The sequence below is a fragment of the Mesorhizobium sp. BE184 genome (genome assembly GCF_031457045.1).
Taxonomy (GTDB): Bacteria; Pseudomonadota; Alphaproteobacteria; order Rhizobiales; family Rhizobiaceae; genus Mesorhizobium.
In genome coordinates, this window is record NZ_JAVDVU010000003.1 from 668,440 (window position 1) to 684,407 (window position 15,968).

At 64.0% G+C, this 15,968-nt stretch carries 16 protein-coding genes; 10 read left to right on the forward strand and 6 right to left on the reverse strand.

Annotated features, from left to right (window positions below):
- Nucleotides 1–40 precede the first annotated feature (40 nt).
- The 4 genes from J2X35_RS17020 to J2X35_RS17035 are packed head-to-tail and all read right to left on the reverse strand — an operon-like array spanning nt 41 to nt 4,686.
- Nucleotides 41–772 carry a hypothetical protein gene (locus tag J2X35_RS17020; RefSeq protein ID WP_310187996.1) on the reverse strand — a complete coding sequence of 244 codons (732 nt, stop codon included), beginning with the start codon at nt 770–772 and terminating at the stop codon, nt 41–43.
- Entirely contained in the window at nt 759–2,117 is a 1,359-nt protein-coding gene (fliI, locus tag J2X35_RS17025) for a flagellar protein export ATPase FliI (RefSeq protein WP_310188722.1), read from the reverse strand. The genes J2X35_RS17020 and fliI overlap by 14 nt, the downstream gene beginning before the upstream one ends.
- Nucleotides 2,118–2,149: 32 nt before the next feature.
- Nucleotides 2,150–2,872, reverse strand: a complete 723-nt coding sequence (gene flgF, locus J2X35_RS17030) for a flagellar basal-body rod protein FlgF (protein WP_056111234.1) — start codon at nt 2,870–2,872, stop codon at nt 2,150–2,152.
- 5 nt (nt 2,873–2,877) lie between these two features.
- The gene (locus J2X35_RS17035) at nt 2,878–4,686 is read right to left on the reverse strand and encodes a DUF1217 domain-containing protein (RefSeq protein WP_310187997.1); all 1,809 of its coding nucleotides are present in this window, start codon (nt 4,684–4,686) and stop codon (nt 2,878–2,880) included.
- 145 nt (nt 4,687–4,831) lie between these two features.
- On the opposite strand from J2X35_RS17035, the gene motA reads away from it, so the two are divergent.
- From motA to J2X35_RS17065, 6 genes are read left to right on the forward strand one after another with little or no spacing between them, the layout of a single operon-like run.
- Nucleotides 4,832–5,713: a flagellar motor stator protein MotA gene (gene motA, locus J2X35_RS17040; RefSeq protein WP_056111228.1), complete on the forward strand. Its 882-nt coding sequence runs from the start codon at nt 4,832–4,834 to the stop codon at nt 5,711–5,713.
- A gap of 35 nt (nt 5,714–5,748) precedes the next feature.
- Nucleotides 5,749–6,678: a FliM/FliN family flagellar motor switch protein gene (locus J2X35_RS17045; RefSeq protein ID WP_310187999.1), complete on the forward strand. Its 930-nt coding sequence runs from the start codon at nt 5,749–5,751 to the stop codon at nt 6,676–6,678.
- Between the two features lie 24 nt (nt 6,679–6,702).
- Nucleotides 6,703–7,086: a flagellar motor switch protein FliN gene (fliN, locus tag J2X35_RS17050; protein ID WP_310188001.1), complete on the forward strand. Its 384-nt coding sequence runs from the start codon at nt 6,703–6,705 to the stop codon at nt 7,084–7,086.
- A gap of 43 nt (nt 7,087–7,129) precedes the next feature.
- Nucleotides 7,130–8,143 (forward strand): flagellar motor switch protein FliG, encoded by a 1,014-nt coding sequence (locus J2X35_RS17055; protein WP_056111220.1) that lies wholly within the window; start codon nt 7,130–7,132, stop codon nt 8,141–8,143.
- 23 nt (nt 8,144–8,166) lie between these two features.
- Nucleotides 8,167–9,249, forward strand: a complete 1,083-nt coding sequence (gene flhB, locus J2X35_RS17060; RefSeq protein WP_310188003.1) for a flagellar biosynthesis protein FlhB — start codon at nt 8,167–8,169, stop codon at nt 9,247–9,249.
- Nucleotides 9,246–9,677, forward strand: coding sequence for a hypothetical protein (locus J2X35_RS17065; RefSeq protein ID WP_310188005.1), 432 nt, complete (start codon nt 9,246–9,248; stop codon nt 9,675–9,677). Before flhB ends, J2X35_RS17065 begins: the two co-directional genes overlap by 4 nt.
- 33 nt (nt 9,678–9,710) lie before the next feature.
- On the opposite strand, the gene J2X35_RS17070 is transcribed toward J2X35_RS17065, so the two are convergent.
- On the reverse strand, nt 9,711–10,481 hold the full coding sequence (locus tag J2X35_RS17070) for a helix-turn-helix transcriptional regulator (protein WP_310188006.1): 771 nt from the start codon (nt 10,479–10,481) through the stop codon (nt 9,711–9,713).
- Nucleotides 10,478–11,212, reverse strand: coding sequence for a LuxR C-terminal-related transcriptional regulator (locus J2X35_RS17075; RefSeq protein ID WP_310188008.1), 735 nt, complete (start codon nt 11,210–11,212; stop codon nt 10,478–10,480). Before J2X35_RS17075 ends, J2X35_RS17070 begins: the two co-directional genes overlap by 4 nt.
- A 460-nt stretch (nt 11,213–11,672) precedes the next feature.
- Between J2X35_RS17075 and J2X35_RS17080 the strand changes: the two genes are divergently transcribed.
- The 4 genes from J2X35_RS17080 to J2X35_RS17095 all read left to right on the forward strand — a co-directional run bounded on the left by J2X35_RS17080 (nt 11,673) and on the right by J2X35_RS17095 (nt 15,807).
- Complete coding sequence (locus tag J2X35_RS17080; protein ID WP_310188010.1) at nt 11,673–12,869, forward strand: acyl-CoA dehydrogenase; 1,197 nt, start codon at nt 11,673–11,675, stop codon at nt 12,867–12,869.
- Nucleotides 12,870–12,939: 70 nt separating this feature from the next.
- Nucleotides 12,940–14,028 carry a DNA topoisomerase IB gene (locus J2X35_RS17085; RefSeq protein ID WP_310188012.1) on the forward strand — a complete coding sequence of 363 codons (1,089 nt, stop codon included), beginning with the start codon at nt 12,940–12,942 and terminating at the stop codon, nt 14,026–14,028.
- A gap of 108 nt (nt 14,029–14,136) precedes the next feature.
- Nucleotides 14,137–14,523 (forward strand): YciI family protein, encoded by a 387-nt coding sequence (locus J2X35_RS17090; protein WP_310188015.1) that lies wholly within the window; start codon nt 14,137–14,139, stop codon nt 14,521–14,523.
- Between the two features lie 12 nt (nt 14,524–14,535).
- On the forward strand, nt 14,536–15,807 hold the full coding sequence (locus J2X35_RS17095) for an RNA polymerase sigma factor (RefSeq protein ID WP_056111202.1): 1,272 nt from the start codon (nt 14,536–14,538) through the stop codon (nt 15,805–15,807).
- The last annotated feature ends 161 nt before the right edge of the window (nt 15,808–15,968 follow it).

Sequence of the window (15,968 nt, forward strand, 5' to 3'; positions counted from 1 at the left end):
AGACTAGTGCGCCAGTCTTGCGCGGGCCTTGCGCAGGACTCTAATTGGAAATCTCGACGACGCGGTCCTTGCTCGTCACCAGCACCCATTTGCCGTTGCGCTGCTCGATGGCCGTGACCTGGCTGGAATCGGGAAGCGTCGAGCCGCGCTGGACGATCCACAGGCCGGCATCGTCCTCGATCATGGCGCGGCCATTGGCGACGTGAACCAGCCGGTATTCGACCGGCGCGGCGGGGAAGGGCTGCTGGTCCGGTCCCGGCGGCTTGTCCTTTGCCTTGTCCCTGTCCGGCAGCGTACCGGTGGAAAACAGGTCGACGTCGCCGGCCTTTTTCTCCGGCCCCCCCGTTGGCGCCATCTCGTTCCCGGCCGAGCGCTCAACGGCGACGCGGCCGGCATTGGCGCCACGGCCGCCGAACTTGATGCCCTGGACGCCGAACTGCTCCGGGTTGAAGAAGATGTACCACGGGAAAACCGCGCAGATCAGGCCGAGCGTCACGCCCAGCGCGGCGATCATCAGGTCGCTGCGCCGGCTCTCCTTCGCCTTCGAGTATGAGGTGAATTTCGGCGCGCTCGCGGCAAAAAGCTCGTCCAATGGATCGGAAATGCCGTCGCTCTTCCGCTTCCGGCGGAAAAGCCGCGGGGTTTTGAAGCTGAAACGCGACAATGACGACGCCAATGGCTTGCGCCGGGCCTGCACCGTTTCCTCGGCCTGCTTCTGCGCCAGCATCTCGCGCAGCATGCTTTCCGCGTCCTGGCGTTCACTCTCCTGCATCGGACGTCAGCCTCTTCAGATGCCTTGCAAGGTCGGAGAAGGGGTCGGCCGACGGCCTGTCCCTCGGGGTCTGGATGAGCGCCTCGTAGATCAACGGCACCTGGCGCACCGCCATGTCCAGTTCGGGATCGGCGCCGCCCTGATAGGCGCCGAGCAGGCGGATATCGCGCGTGTCCTCGAAGCGGGCGATCATCGACTTGAGCCGCGTCACCAGCGTTTTCTGCTCTGGCGACCAGGCCTTGCCGGCAAGCCGCGAGATCGAGGACAGCGGGTTGACCGGCGGATAGCGGCCCTGCTCGGCAATGGCGCGGTCCAGCACCACATGGCCATCAAGGATGCCGCGCACGGAATCGGCGACCGGATCGTTGTGGTCGTCGCCGTCCACCAGCACCGAGATGATGGCGGTGATCGATCCGGTTCCTTCGGCGCCGGGACCGGCCCGCTCGAGCAGTTTCGGCAGATCGGTGAAGACCGATGCCGGATAGCCGCGCGCCACCGGCGGCTCGCCGGTGCCGGTTGCGACTTCGCGCAGCGCGTGGGCGAAGCGGGTGATGGAATCGAGGATCAGCAGGACGCGATGGCCCTGGTCGCGGAAATGCTCGGCGACGCGCATCGCCGTATCGGGCGCGCGGCGGCGCATCATGGCGCTTTCGTCGCTGGTGGCAACGACGGCGACCGTCTTCGCCATGGAATGCCCGATCGTGTCTTCGAGGAACTCGCGCACCTCGCGGCCGCGTTCGCCGATGAGCGCGACGACGACGGTGTCGAAGGCGTCGGCCCCGGCGAGCATCGCCAGCAGCGTCGACTTGCCGACGCCTGAGCCGGCGAAAACGCCCAGCCGCTGGCCGAAGCAGAGCGGCGTGAAGATGTCGATGACCCGCACGCCGGTCATGAAGGAGGTGCCGACACGCTGGCGGGCGAGCGCGCCCGGCGTCTTGTCGTTGCCGGCGGCGATGCCCCGCGCGAGCGGCGCGCCGCCATCAATGGGCCGGCCAAGGGCGTCGATGGCTCGCCCGCGCCACGATCCATGCGGGCTGACCGAAAGCGGTCCGCGCCGGAACACCGCGTCGCCGATACCGGCGTCGGCGCTGCGCTCGAAGGGCGCGATGGTCACCTCGTCGCTGCTTATCTTGACGATCTCGCCGCGGCTGTTGCTGGTGTGGCCGCGATGTTCGACGAGGTCGCCCAGACGCGCCACGTCGGAAAGCCCACGAACCTTGTAGTGGGTGGCGCTTACCTCGTTGACCCGGCCGCCGCGCTTGAGAGCGGTTGCGTCATCGGAAAAACGCCGCCAGAGCTGCTCGAGCATTTCGAGCCGGCCGGGTTGCGCTGCGCCAGGCTCCATATCGCCGGCGCGGATCAGCGACTGTCCCTCGCTCACTTCGAACCGAGCGTCTTGATGGCTTCGGTGGTGGACGATTCATTTTGCCGGATCAGCGCCGCGACATTCTCGAAGGCGCGCTGCACCTGGATGAGCCGCGTCATCTCCAGCACCGGGTTGACGTTGGACTCTTCGACGAAGCCCTGCGCCACGCCGATATCGGCGCGGTCGGTTATCGGCTCCGGCTCGCGGGCGGGAACGACGCCGGAATTGCCGTAGCGGACGAAGTTCTCGCCCGGGTCGAAGGCGAACAGCCCCATGGCGCCGACAAGCTGGTCGCCCTGCCGCAGCGAACCGTCGGCGCCGGCCGTCGGCGTGCCGTTGCGCGGGTCGAGCTGGATCGGTGCGCCGCCGGCATCGAGGACGGGATAGCCCTCGATCGACATCAGCTCGCCATTCTCGTTCATGGAGAAGCGGCCGTCGCGCGTCATCACGGTCCCGACCGGCGTCTCGATGCCGAACCAGGCATCGCCCTGGATGGCAAAGTCGAAAGGATTGCCGGTTTCCGTCAGCGCGCCATGCCCGCCCGACAGGAAGGTGTCGCCGGAGGAGGCAAAGGAAACCGCCTTGGGACCAGAGCCGGAAACCATGTCCTCGAACTTGACGCCGGTGGCCCGGAAGCCGACCGTCGAAGCATTGGCGACATTGTCGGCGATGGTGTCCAGCCGGCGCTGGAGCGCGATCTGCGAGGAAAGAGCGACATAAAGGCTGTCCTGCATGGAGATCAGAACCTCAACTGCTGCATGGCCATAAGGAGGTCGGTGGAGACACCGATCGTGGTCGGCTGGGAGAACAGCACGCTGACCGATGTCTGCGCCGTGGATGTCGGGTTCTGGATCTCGTAGAGGCTGGTGAAGCGGGTCATGAACTCACCGAGTTTTTCGGGATCGGCGAAATCGGTGATGTCCATCTTTGATTCGAACAGCTTGACCTGCTTGTCGATGTCGGCGCTGGCGAAGGATTCCGGCAGGCCGAAGGCGGTGCGGATCACGGTTGCGAGCGCCTTGTCTGCCAGCACTTCGTACCAGTTGGTCAGGGCGGGGGCCTTACGCTCGAAGTAGAGCGCCAGCCGCACGCCTTCATTGGTCTTGCCGGCGTCCTCTTCCAGCGTCTGGCGCATGTATTTGTCGACGACGGGCTGGTGGCTGGCCCGATAGGTGGTGGCGTCCTCGCCATAGGCCTCGAAGTTGAAGGCGGCCGCGAGGCCCGCATAGGCCTTGTTGGCAAGCTTGTTGGCGACGCTTTCCGGGTCGCGGATGCCGCCTTCGAGCGCGCTGCGGATCAGTTTCGGGTCCTGCTTGCCCGGATCGAGCCCATAGCTCGACAGGACATAATTGTAGAGCCGCTTGTCGGCGAAGAGATCGTCGATCGATTTCACGTCGCCGACATGGGCGAGATAGTAGCTGGTTTCGGCCGCGACGTAGTCGTCGCCCGGCTTGATCAGGCCGAGCGACGATTTCGCCGTGTAAAGCCTGGTCGTGTCCTTCAGGACGCTGTCCTGGCTGGTCGCCTGATCGCCAAACTCGGCGAAGTTGAAGGCGGCGGCGAACTCGGCATAGCTCTTGTCGGCGAGCTGGTTGGCCGGGCTCAACGGATCGCTGACCCCGCCCTCCAGCATCTTGCGGATCGTCTTCGGCGTCTCGGTCGAGGCGTCGAGGCCATAGGTGGCCATGGCGTAGGTCAGCAGGCGCTTGTTGGCGAGCAGGTCGGTGACGTTCCTGACCTTGCCGATATTGGCCAGGAAATAGTCCGTCTCGCCCTTGATGTACTCGGCGCTGGGCTTGATCAGGCCCATGCCGGTGGCGTTGACATAATTTTTCGGAACGCCGTCCTGGACCTCGGTGCGGGAGGTGGTGTCCGCGCCGTGCTGGGCGAAATCGAAGATCGTCACGAACGCCGCATAGCGCTTGTCGGCGAGCTGGTTGGCAGGGCTTTGCGGATCGCTGACGCCGCCTTCCAGCATCTGCCGCACCGTGGCCGCCGGCTCCGTCTCGGAATCGAGTCCGAATGTCGCCATGGCATAATCGAGAAGCCGCGGATCGTTCAACAGATCGTCGACCGACTTCACATTGCCGATGTTGGAGATGTAGTAGCTTGTCTCGGCTTCGGTGAAGGCGAAGCTCTCCTTCACCACGCCGAGATCGACCTGCAGGGCATAGTTCTTCGGCACGTCGGTCTGGGCGCCGTTATAGGTGGTGGCCGCGTCGCCCAGCTTGGCGAAATTGAAGGCCTTGACGAATTCGGCGTAGCGCTTGTCGGTCAGCTTGTTGGCGAAGCTGTCGGGATCGGTGACGCCTTCCTTGAGTGCCTTCACCATGAAAGCCTTGGCATAGGACATGTCACCCAGCCCGAAGGCATTCATGGCGTATTTGAAAAGCCGGTCGTTCTTGACGAACTCGTCGATGCTTTTGACGTTGCCGATATTGGCCAGATAGTACTCGGTCTCGCGTTCGACGACGGGCTGGTTGCCGATCCGGTCGAGGGATTTCGGAATATCCCTGGCAATGAGCTGATAGCTCGCATAGGTGCTCAACAAGACGTGCCTCCGGCCGAAGCTAGACCGTCACACTACTCCAGCTTCCTTGCGCGAAACTGAATCGGGGTTCGCCTGCGATTCAAGCCTCACACAAGGCACGAAGCGTATTCGTGCTTGAGATGTGAAGTCGGAAGGAATTTGCGTGGGCATTCTGATCGGACTCGTGGTGACGCTGGGCTGCGTGCTGGGTGGCTTCATGGCCATGGGCGGGCACCTGCAGGTGCTGATGCAGCCCTGGGAAGCGGTCATCATCTGCGGCGCGGCGCTCGGCACCTTCCTGGTGGCCAATCCGATGAAAACCGTGAAGGACACCGGCAAGGGCATCATGGAGGCCTTCAAGCAGGCGGTGCCGAAGGAGCAGGACTATCTCGAAACGCTCGGCGTGCTGCACAGCCTGATGCGCGAACTGCGCACCAAATCGCGAAGCGAAGTCGAGGCCCATATCGACAACCCGGAAGAATCGGCGATCTTCCAGGCTTTCCCCACCGTGCTGAAGAACCACGATTTGACGCATTTCATCTGCGACTACTGCCGCATCATCATCATCGGCAATGCCCGTCCGCATGAGATCGAGGCGCTGATGGACGAAGAAATCCAGACCATCCGCGCCGACAAGATGAAGGCCTATCATGCGCTCGTCACCGTCGGCGACGGCCTGCCGGCGCTCGGCATCGTCGCGGCCGTGCTCGGCGTGGTGAAGGCCATGGGCGCGCTCGACCAGTCGCCCGAAATCCTCGGCGGCCTGATCGGCGCCGCGCTGGTCGGCACCTTCCTCGGCATCTTCCTTTCGTATGCCGTGGTCGGTCCCATCGCCACCAAGATCAAGACGGTGCGCGACAAGAAGAACCGCCTCTACGTGATCGTGAAGCAGACGCTGCTCGCCTACATGAACGGTTCACTGCCCCAGGTAGCGATCGAGTTCGGGCGCAAGACGATTTCCTCGCATGACCGTCCCTCCATCGATGCCGTCGAACAAAGCACGATGAACACCGGCTCGGCCTCGGGCGAAAAGAAGGCCGCCTGACGGATGTCGCGATCCTCCAGCCGAAAGCCGCAAGCATGAGCAGCCCCGGCAACCCGGCGGAGGCGCGCGCGCTCATCATCGAGCGCCTGGTCGGCGAAAGCGGCGACGCCTCCGACGTGACGGGGGCGGCGCAGTCCCTCGCGGAGCGGGTTTTGCCGCTGCTGCAAAAGAGCCTGGCCGAAGGAATTGGAACGGCTGTCGCCGTCGATCTTTCCGCCGTCGAGGTTTCCCGCGTGGCGGACGCCCGGGCCGGGGCGGGCGAATCCTTCGCGATGACGGTAGTCGCCTCGCCATCCTCGCCGGACACGCTGACTATCGTGATGGACGCTCAGGCGATCGCCGTCATGGTGTGCCTGCTGTTCGGCGGCGATGCGGACATGCCCGCCGCACCCATCAATCGCGACCTGTCGTCCATCGAAACGGAGGTCGCGACGCTGTTGTTCCAGCAGATCGCCGAGGCTTTCAACGGCTCCGGTTCGCGCGGGCTGAACCTGCGTCTGCCGGTGCCCGCGGCCATGTCCGGGGCCGAGGCGCAGCGGCGCGTCCTGCGCGACGGTCCGGCGGCCCGCATCGTCTTTTCCCTGTCGACGCCGGCGGACAGCGGCACCATTGCCGTGACGGTTCCGCAGCGGGTGCTTCTGGCCGAGCGCGGCAACGGTTCGGGTGCCGAGGCATCCACGAGTTCCACCTGGCGGCAGCGCTTTTCCGAGGAAGTGATGCGCTCGGCGGTGACGCTCGAGGCGACAATGCCTTTGGCCACGCTGACGCTCGGGCAGCTCGCCGGGCTGGAAGCGGGACAGGTGATCGAGATCGAGGAAACGGCGCAATCGCAGGCGCGGCTTTCGAGCCGCAACAAGACGCTGTTCGTCTGCGAATTCGGCAAGCTCGGGCAAAACTATACGGTCCGCATCAAGCATCCGTTCGACGCGGGCCAGGATTTTATCGACGGGCTCGTGCCGCATTGAGCGGCAGCCCTCCGGAGACGACGCATGACCAAGACCAACGCAGAGCCGGCTCTCGATGCCCAGGAAGAGCAACTCGACCGCGCCATCGAGGAATTGCGCGGCGTGTTGCGCGACGAGGAGAAGCGGCCGGACGTTCCGTTCCGCGATTCCGCCTCGCTCAACACCGGCGTCATCATGAACATACCGGTCGAGGTGCAAATCGTTCTCGGCAGCGCCCAGATGCCGGTGTCCGACCTGATGGCGCTGCAGAAGGGTTCGACGGTGGCGCTCGACCGGCGCATCGGCGAGCCGGTCGACGTGATCGTCAACGGCCGCAAGATCGCGCGCGGCGAGATCACCGTGCTGGAGAGCGATCCGTCGCGCTTTGGCATAAGGCTGACCGAAGTCACCGCCGGGAAGAACGATTGATGATGCGGCCAGCCGCCAGCGACCAGCAGGAAGGGACAAGAGCATGACGGCGCCGGTGACCCTGACGCGCGCGCAGAAAGCCGCCGCCATCCTGGTCGCGATGGGCAAGCCTTCCGCGAGCCGGCTGCTGAAATTCTTCAAGCAGGAGGAATTGAAGGCGCTCATCGAGGCCGCGCGGCTGTTGCGCACCATCCCGCAAAGCGACCTCGAGCGGATCGTGGCGGAATTCGAGGCCGAATTCACCGAAGGCGCCGGGCTGCTCGATTCCGCCGACAAGATGGATACGATCCTGGAATCGCTTTCGCCCGAGGAAGTCAGCGAGATCATGAATGGACGGCAGGTCGAAACGGCGCCGGAAGGACCGCCGCCGATCTGGCCGGAGCTCGAGAAGCTCGAACCTTCACGGCTCGGCCGTTTCCTGGCGGGCGAGCATCCGCAGACGTCGGCCATGGTTTTGTCGAAGCTGGCGCCGCAGGCGACCGCCAGCGTCCTGCTGACCATCGACAAACCGCTGCGTGGCGAAATCATGAAGCGGATGCTGACGCTTTCGACGGTGCCGGAAACGGCGACCCGCATCGTCGAGAACCAGTTGCGCACCAAGGTGCTGGCCGAGACGTCTTCGAAGGACACGTCGGCCGGACAGGCGCGCCTCGCCAGCGTCCTCAATGAGATGGACAAGGGCCAGCTCGACGAAGTGATGGACGATCTCGCCGCCGCCGGCACCCCCGATCTCGACGGGGTGCGCGCGCGCATCTTCAGTTTCGACGATATTCCGCTGCTGACGCAGAAGGCCCGCGTGCAGATTTTCGACGGCTTGTCGACCGAGGTGGTGACGCTCGCCTTGCGCGGCGCGCCGCCGGCCCTCACCGAAGCAGTGCTGTCCTCCATCGGCGCGCGCGCACGGCGCATGATCGAATCCGAGCTGAGCTCGGGTTCGGAAAATGTCGCGGCCGCGGACATAGCGCAGGCGCGCAAGACCGTCGCCACGACGACGATCCGGCTGGCGCGTGAAGGTGGGTTCGACCTTCCGGCGGCCCAGACCGCCGATGCCGCCTGATATCGTGATCGGCTGACCGCACCATGGCCGACGCGGTCGACAAGGATTCCAAAACAGAAGAAGCGACCGAGAAGAAAATCCGCGACACGGTCGAGGAAGGCAAGCTGCCGCACTCGAAGGAAGCGGCGATCTTCACATCCTTCGTCGCCATCCTGCTTTTCACCGTCTTCTACGCCAAGGACGCCGTGACGAACCTCGGCATTTTCCTGGCGACCTTTCTGGAAAAGCCCGAAGCGTGGCCGATGGACACCGAGACCGATGTCATCACGCTTTACAAGGTGGTGCTGGCCGAGATCGGCCATGCCGTGACCAGCCTGCTCGTCCTGCTCGTCGTTGCCGGCGTCATCGCCTCCGTTTTCCAGAACCTGCCGCAGTTCGTCGCCGAGCGGATTCGGCCGCAAGCCTCGCGCATCTCGATCAGCCAGGGCTGGAAGCGGATATTCGGCGTCCAGGGCTTCGTGGAGTTCATCAAGTCGCTGGCCAAACTCGGCTTCGCCATTCTGGTCCTGGTGTTCGCCCTGTCGGAAGATCACCAGCAATTGCTGGCAGGCATGATCACCAACCCGTTCGAGTTCGGGACCGTGATCCGTTCGATGGCTGTCGATATCCTCGTCGCCGTGGTGATGGTGATGGCCGCCATCGCCGCCGCCGACTTCATCTGGTCGCGCTTCCACTGGAAGCAGGATCTGCGGATGAGCAAGCAGGAGGTGAAGGACGAGTTGAAGCAGTCCGAAGGCGACCCGATCATCAAGTCGCGGCTGCGTTCGCTGGCGCGCGACCGGGCGCGGCGCCGGATGATGACGAACGTGCCGAAGGCGACGCTTGTGATCGCCAACCCGACGCACTTTTCCATCGCGCTCAAATATGTCCGCGAGGAGGATTCAGCGCCCGTCGTGCTTGCCAAGGGACAGGACCTCGTCGCGCTCAAGATCCGCGAAATCGCCCGCGAAAACAACATTCCGATCTTCGAGGACGTGGCGCTTGCCCGCTCCATGTACAAGCAAGTTTCGGTCGATAGTGTCATCCCATCGCAATTCTACGAGGCCGTCGCCGAACTGGTGCGGGTCATCTACGCAAACAAAACGCAACGCCGACAGGTGTCATGAACCGCCAGCCGCACGCTCTCTCACGCGAAGCCATCGTCGCCGACGCCATCGAACAGGTGGTGCGCGAACTGCGGCTGATCGATGTCGCCGACTACATCGCGTTCATCCGGCTGGAGCATTTCGCCTGCCTGTCCGATCTGGTCGAATCGGCCAGCGAGCTGTTCTTCATGCCGGGAACGCTGCGCTTGGGCCATGGCGGAGAAGCCTATGTGGACTGGAGCGGCGCACCGCGCATCGTGCTCGACCTCGAACTCAGGCTGCCGGGCGTGACCGTTTACTTCCAGTTGACGATGACCGAGCACGAGGCATCGGTGGTGATGAACTATGTTTCATTCCAGACGCCGCAGGACGATCCGGACGTGAACACGGCGCTTCTGAGCCGGGTGCTCGACGAAGCCAGGATCCGCCGCACTGAAAAGATAGGGTAGATAAGCGCCTTCGGAAGCTTCAGACGGCTCTGCCTATTCGATCAGTCCAAGCCTCAACGCCTTCGCGACCGCCTGCATGCGGTTCACGGCGTTCAATTTCTGGGTGGACTGGGTCAGGTACTGGTTGGCGGTATGCACCGAGAGCTTCAGGACGCGCGCTATGTCTTCGCTGGTGCAACCGCTGGCGGTCAGCTTCAGGCATTCGAGTTCGCGCTTCGACATGGCCTTTATACGGCCGGCGTCACCCGGCCTGATGCGCGCCACGGCGGTGAAAAGCGAAAAGCAGCGCGCATGGATTTCGTAGAGCGCATCCTGCGGCAGTGAAATTTGTGTGCCGGTGAAAACGATCAGGCCACATTGCCCGCGCTCCGCCTGCACCGGGAAGGCAATTCCACTTGTGCCGGGCACCAATGCATCGGTCGGTTCCGCCCAGTGGAGATGCCGAAACACCGCGTCGGAGCCGGGCATGCCGTCGTCGGCCCACCATCTGGGCTGGGTGGAGGCGCGGCAGTGTCGGACCATGTCTTCGCCGGTCGCGCCCGACAGGAATTTCGAAGCGACGGACACACCCGGATAGTCGGAGTCGAAACAGGGAACCAGCCGCGGGCGCTCGGGCGAGGGGCTGGCGAAATAGAGGCCGAAACCGGTCGCGTTCAGATCGACGGCAATCCATCGGCAGCGACGGACGGCGTCGGGAATCGATACGGGATGATGCGTTTCGGAACCGATCGTAAATGCGCCGAAAGGGTTGCGGTGCTGGTCGAAAAGCGCTTCCGCGGCCTGCCTGACTTGTGCGTGTTTCAAATGATGCCGCTCCTGATCGCCGTCGCGATGGCCATCGCCCGGTTCGAGGCCGAGAATTTCTGGATGGCGTGGGTGATGTAGCTGTTGACCGTGTTGGACGACACGCCGAGGATCACAGCAACCTCGTCGGTGGTCTTGCCCTCCGACACCCAGAACAGGCATTCGCGCTCACGGTCCGACAGCGGGTCCTGCATGGTGGCCGCGGCGAGAAGCTGCGGGATCTGGGAAAGTGCATAACAGCACTTCATCTGCGCCTTCATCAATCCGGGCTGGTCGATGCTGCCGGTTTCGGCGCTTGAGAACAGGCCGAAAAGACGTTGCCGGCCGATATCGAGCCGCAACGAGTAAATCTCGGCATGGCCGAGGACTTCGAGCAGTTTCGCTTCTTCACGGTTGATCAGCGTGCCGGCGTCCGGGGATTGCGACGCCACGAAAGGGCGAGGACGCACGCCAGGGGGCGTCGCCAGCGGTCCCTGGGCGAACGCCGCGATGAGCTTCTTGCCGGCCAGCTCGACAGCGTCGAAAATCCAGTTCGACGCGAGGATGCGGGCTTCGCTGCGCACGCCGTCATGGACTGTGGCCAGCAGCATGTAGTTGTCGGCGCCGATTTCGGCGGCAAGCTGCATCAGGAAGGTGGTGAGGTCGCCCCGGGACGCCAGGCGCGACGCCACCGTTTCCGATGGACCGGGTGAAGGGATATTGGGTGAGGGAAGCGGAGCGGAATCGATCATTTCATCTTGAAGGCTGGAATCGATGCTCATGCCCGGCGCTAAAACGGCGCCGAACGCGAAACGCGTCACTTCACTTAGGAACACACGGCGCTGAACTGCGCCTTTGAACGGACGAATCCGTAAGGGAAACGCGAAGCCGGCCGCGCCTTGCACCCGGGAAAATCCGGGTCATCGGACTTTTGCTGGTTCGCCGAGCCCCCCAAGGACCGGCTGATTCGGGTCTAATCTATCCCCAGAAGAATCCGACATCAAACGGGAATTGACAAAAAACGAATCTGCGGACTCGCAGCGACTCACGAGCCACCATTTTCCGCGTTTTTCCAGCCGCTTCAGCCGCGAGGAAATGGCCGCCGCCGCCTGGCGTCCTTCGCTCAAACGATAGGCCAACAGGCAATTTCGTTTGATTTTTGCCGCCTTCCGACGGATAAGCCGCCAATCCCCAATCGCGAGGAGGCGGGTCATGGCCGGCGACAAAAACGCATTCGTCTGGAACGATCCTTTCCTGTTGGAAGACCAGTTGTCGGAAGACGAACGCATGATGCGCGACGCCGCGGCGTCGTTCGCCGCCGACAAACTGGCGCCGCGCATCGAAGCCGCCTACGCCGAGGAAAAGACCGATCCGGCGATCTTCCGCGAGATGGGCGAGGCAGGACTGCTCGGCGTGACGGTGCCGGAGGAATATGGCGGTCTTGGCAGCAGTTACGTCACCTATGGGCTGATCGCACGCGAAGTGGAGCGGGTGGATTCAGGCTACCGCTCGATGATGAGCGTGCAGTCGTCGCTGGTGATGTATCCGATCCACGCCTACGGCACGGAGGAGCAACGCAGGAAGTATCTGCCGAAGCTGGCCTCGGGCGAATGGATCGGCTGCTTCGGCCTGACCGAACCGGATGCCGGTTCCGATCCCGGCGGCATGAAGACGCGCGCCGAGAAAACGGCGGGCGGCTACCGTATTTCCGGTTCGAAGATGTGGATTTCCAACGCGCCGATCGCCGATGTGTTCGTCGTCTGGGCCAAGCTCAAGAGCGCGGACGGCAAGGACGACATCCGTGGCTTCGTGCTCGAAAAGGGCATGAAGGGGCTAACGGCGCCGAAGATCGACGGCAAGCTGTCGCTCAGGGCCTCGATCACCGGCGAGATCGTCATGCAGGGCGTCGAGGTCGGGGCCGACGCGCTGCTGCCGAATGTCAGAGGCTTGTCCGGTCCGTTCGGCTGCCTCAACCGCGCGCGCTACGGCATCTCCTGGGGTGCGATGGGCGCGGCGGAGGATTGCTGGCATCGGGCGCGGCAGTATGGCCTCGACCGCAAGCAGTTCAACAAGCCGCTTGCCGGCACGCAGCTTTACCAGAAGAAGCTTGCCGACATGCAGACGGAGATCGCCCTCGGGCTGCAGGGGTCGCTGCGGGTCGGGCGGCTGATGGACGAAGGCAAAATGGCGCCGGAGATGATCTCGCTCGTCAAGCGCAACAATTGCGGCAAGGCGCTCGATATCGCCCGCCAGGCCCGCGACATGCATGGCGGCAACGGCATCCAGATCGGCTATCACGTCATGCGCCATGCGCAGAACCTCGAGACCGTCAACACCTATGAAGGCACGCACGATGTGCATGCGCTCATCCTCGGGCGGGCGCAGACCGGTTTGCAGGCGTTTTTCTAAGTTCTCCTGACCGCACGGAACCGGCGGCGCTTTCGAGGATTATCGGGGAGATTTGCACCCCGGAGACACCATGCTCGACAAGACCCGTGCCAAGGCCGCTCCGGCAGCCAATGCCGGCCGAACAAACGGCGGCGAGGCGGCGGCCGAGCGGGCATCGCTCACCTATGTCAGCGACACCGAACCCGGCATTCGCCGCAAGGGCTCGCCCAAGCGGTTCTACTATGTCGACGCCAGGGGAAAGCACCTCGGCGAGGGCCGCGACCTCAAGCGGATCCGCGCGCTGGCGATCCCGCCCGCCTGGTCGGATGTGTGGATATCGCCCTCGGCCAATGGCCACATCCAGGCCACCGGCCGCGACCTGCGCGGGCGCAAGCAATATCGCTACCATGCCGATTGGGCGGCCGAACGCGACGGCGCCAAATTCTCCAGCCTCGTCGCCTTCGCCGAAGCGTTGCCGGCTTTGCGCGAGCGCATCGACGCCGATCTGCGCCGCCACGGCCTGCCGCTGGAGCGGGTCGTCGCCTCGGTCGTCTGGCTTTTGGAAAATTCGATGATCCGGGTCGGCAACGCCGCCTATGCCCGCGACAACAAGAGCTTCGGCCTGACGACGCTGCGCGACCGCCATGTCGATATAACGGGCTCCAGCCTGCGGTTTTCCTTCAAGGGCAAATCCGGCCAGGAGTGGAAACTGAAGCTCACCGACCGCCGCATCGCCGGCGTCGTCCGCGGCGCGCAGGACCTGCCCGGGCAGAAGCTGTTCCAATACCTGGATGAGGACGGTCAGCGCCGCCCCGTGCGGTCGGATGACGTCAACCGCTATATCCGCGAAGCCGCCGGCGAAGCGTTCAGCTCCAAGCATTTTCGCACCTGGGGCGGCACCATCAACGCCGCCAAGCTTTTCGCGCAGACGGAGCTTCCCGAAAGCGAGGCGCAAAGGAAGCGGGTCGTGAATGCCGTCATCGACAAGGTGGCGGAGCGCCTCGGCAATACGAGGACCGTCTGCCGCCAATGCTACATCCATCCCGCCGTGATCGAGTCCTGGCTGGAAGGCAGGCTGCTGGACGAAATGACCGCCGCCAACAAGCGCAAGCGCGCCATCGCCGGGCTGGACGAGGAGGAGACGCTGGTGCTCAACTGGCTGAAGGCGCGGCAGGGCTGACGTCCCCGTTCTTGGGCAGCAGCCGCTTTTAGCCGGACCGACATTTTTATCGGCGCATTGTCGGGATATATGTCTCTCTTTCGTCCTATGACCACAGAAAGGGAAACCATGCTCTACGCCGTTCTCTGCTACGCCTCCGAAGATGTCGTCTGCGCCTGGAGCAAGGAGCAGGACGACGCCGTGATGGCAAAGCTTTCCGAGGTGCAGGATAAATACGCCAGGGCCGGCAAGCTCGGCCCGGTGGCGCGGCTCTTGCCGACCACGGCGGCGACGACGCTGCGCAAGGTCAAGGGCGAGTCAGTCATCTTCGACGGGCCGTTCGCCGAGACCAAGGAACAGTTCCTCGGCTTCTACACCATCGATTGCGCGAATCTCGACGAGGCCGTGGATTTCGCCAAGGAGCTTTCCGAGGTGAATCCGAGCGGCGGTTCCTATGAAATCCGGCCGGTGGGCATCATCAATCCAACGGGCTCGCATAATTTTCAGGCAGGCTAGAAAGCTCCCTCCATGACCGACCCGAACTGGATCGCCTCGACCATCAGCGCCGCCCGCCCGCAGGCGATGGGCGCGCTGCTGCGCTACTTCCGTGATCTCGACACGGCCGAGGAGGCTTTCCAGGATGCATGCCTGCGCGCCATCAAGAACTGGCCGCAGAACGGCCCGCCGCGCGATCCGGCGGCGTGGCTGATCTTCGTCGGCCGCAACAGCGGCATCGACGCGGTGCGCAAGCGCAGCAAGCAGGCGCCGATGCCGGAGGAAGACCAGGTCTCCGATCTGGAAGACGCCGAGAGCGACATGGCCGAACGGCTCGATGGTGCGCATTATCGCGACGACATCTTGCGGCTGCTGTTCATCTGCTGCCACCCGGACCTGCCGCAGACGCAGCAGATCGCGCTGGCGCTGCGCATCGTGTCCGGCCTTTCGGTGAAGCAGATCGCCCGTGCGTTCCTCGTCGGCGAGAGCGCCATGGAACAGCGCATCACCCGCGCCAAGGCGCGCGTCGCCGATGGCAGCGTTCCGTTCGAAACGCCGGGGCCTGTCGAACGCTCGGAGCGACTGGCGGCGGTCGCGGCGATGATCTACCTCGTCTTCAATGAGGGCTATTCCAGCAACAGCGGCGAAGCGCAGGCGCGCGCGCCGCTGTGCGAGGAAGCGATCCGGCTGGCGCGGCTTTTGCTGCGGCTCTTCCAGGCGGAGCCTGAAATCATGGGGCTGGCGGCGCTTATGCTGCTGCAGCATGCGCGCGCTCCGGCCCGCTTCGACGCCAATGGCGAGATCGTGCTGCTGGAAGACCAGGACCGCTCGTTGTGGCGCTCCAAGATGATCGAAGAAGGGCTGGCGCTGGTCGACAAGGGGCTGCGGCACCGCAAGCCCGGTCCCTATCAGGTGCAGGCGGCGATCGCGGCGCTGCATGCCCGCGCTGCCAAGGCCGAGGACACCGACTGGCAGGAAATCGACCTGCTCTATGGGTTGCTCGAACAGATGCAGCCATCGCCGGTCATCACGCTCAACCGGGCGGTCGCGGTCTCCAAGGTGCGCGGCGCGGAAGCGGCGCTGGCGATGGTCGAGCCGCTGGAGGACAAGCTGGCGGGTTATTTTCATTTCCATGGCCTGCGCGGCGGCCTGCTCATGCAGCTCGGCAGGGCCGACGAAGCGCGGGAAGCCTTCGACCGCGCCATCGCGCTAGCCAATACGGCTGCCGAGGCGGCACACATCCGCACGCATATCGACCGGCTGATGAAGGAAGGCGCGCAGCGCACCATCGGCAAGGCTGGATGAGGCGATAACCCTCCCCCTTGTGGGGAGGGTTAGATCGCACCGGCCTCGTTTCGCCGGGGATGACGAAGGTGATGGCGCGCTTCGGGACGACGAAACGACATTCCGCGCAAAAATTTTTGTCCCCACCCTCGGAAGCTCATCAATACTTGGCCCCGCCAACA

Coding starts and splice junctions, on each gene's coding strand:
- J2X35_RS17020 (WP_310187996.1), bottom strand. CDS start 772: ATGCAGGAGAGTGAACGCCAGGACGCGGAAAGCATGCTGCGCGAGATG.
- fliI (WP_310188722.1), bottom strand. CDS start 2,117: ATGGAGCCTGGCGCAGCGCAACCCGGCCGGCTCGAAATGCTCGAGCAG.
- flgF (WP_056111234.1), bottom strand. CDS start 2,872: ATGCAGGACAGCCTTTATGTCGCTCTTTCCTCGCAGATCGCGCTCCAG.
- J2X35_RS17045 (WP_310187999.1), top strand. CDS start 5,749: ATGAGCAGCCCCGGCAACCCGGCGGAGGCGCGCGCGCTCATCATCGAG.
- fliN (WP_310188001.1), top strand. CDS start 6,703: ATGACCAAGACCAACGCAGAGCCGGCTCTCGATGCCCAGGAAGAGCAA.
- J2X35_RS17055 (WP_056111220.1), top strand. CDS start 7,130: ATGACGGCGCCGGTGACCCTGACGCGCGCGCAGAAAGCCGCCGCCATC.
- flhB (WP_310188003.1), top strand. CDS start 8,167: ATGGCCGACGCGGTCGACAAGGATTCCAAAACAGAAGAAGCGACCGAG.
- J2X35_RS17065 (WP_310188005.1), top strand. CDS start 9,246: ATGAACCGCCAGCCGCACGCTCTCTCACGCGAAGCCATCGTCGCCGAC.
- J2X35_RS17075 (WP_310188008.1), bottom strand. CDS start 11,212: ATGATCGATTCCGCTCCGCTTCCCTCACCCAATATCCCTTCACCCGGT.
- J2X35_RS17080 (WP_310188010.1), top strand. CDS start 11,673: ATGGCCGGCGACAAAAACGCATTCGTCTGGAACGATCCTTTCCTGTTG.
- J2X35_RS17085 (WP_310188012.1), top strand. CDS start 12,940: ATGCTCGACAAGACCCGTGCCAAGGCCGCTCCGGCAGCCAATGCCGGC.
- J2X35_RS17090 (WP_310188015.1), top strand. CDS start 14,137: ATGCTCTACGCCGTTCTCTGCTACGCCTCCGAAGATGTCGTCTGCGCC.
- J2X35_RS17095 (WP_056111202.1), top strand. CDS start 14,536: ATGACCGACCCGAACTGGATCGCCTCGACCATCAGCGCCGCCCGCCCG.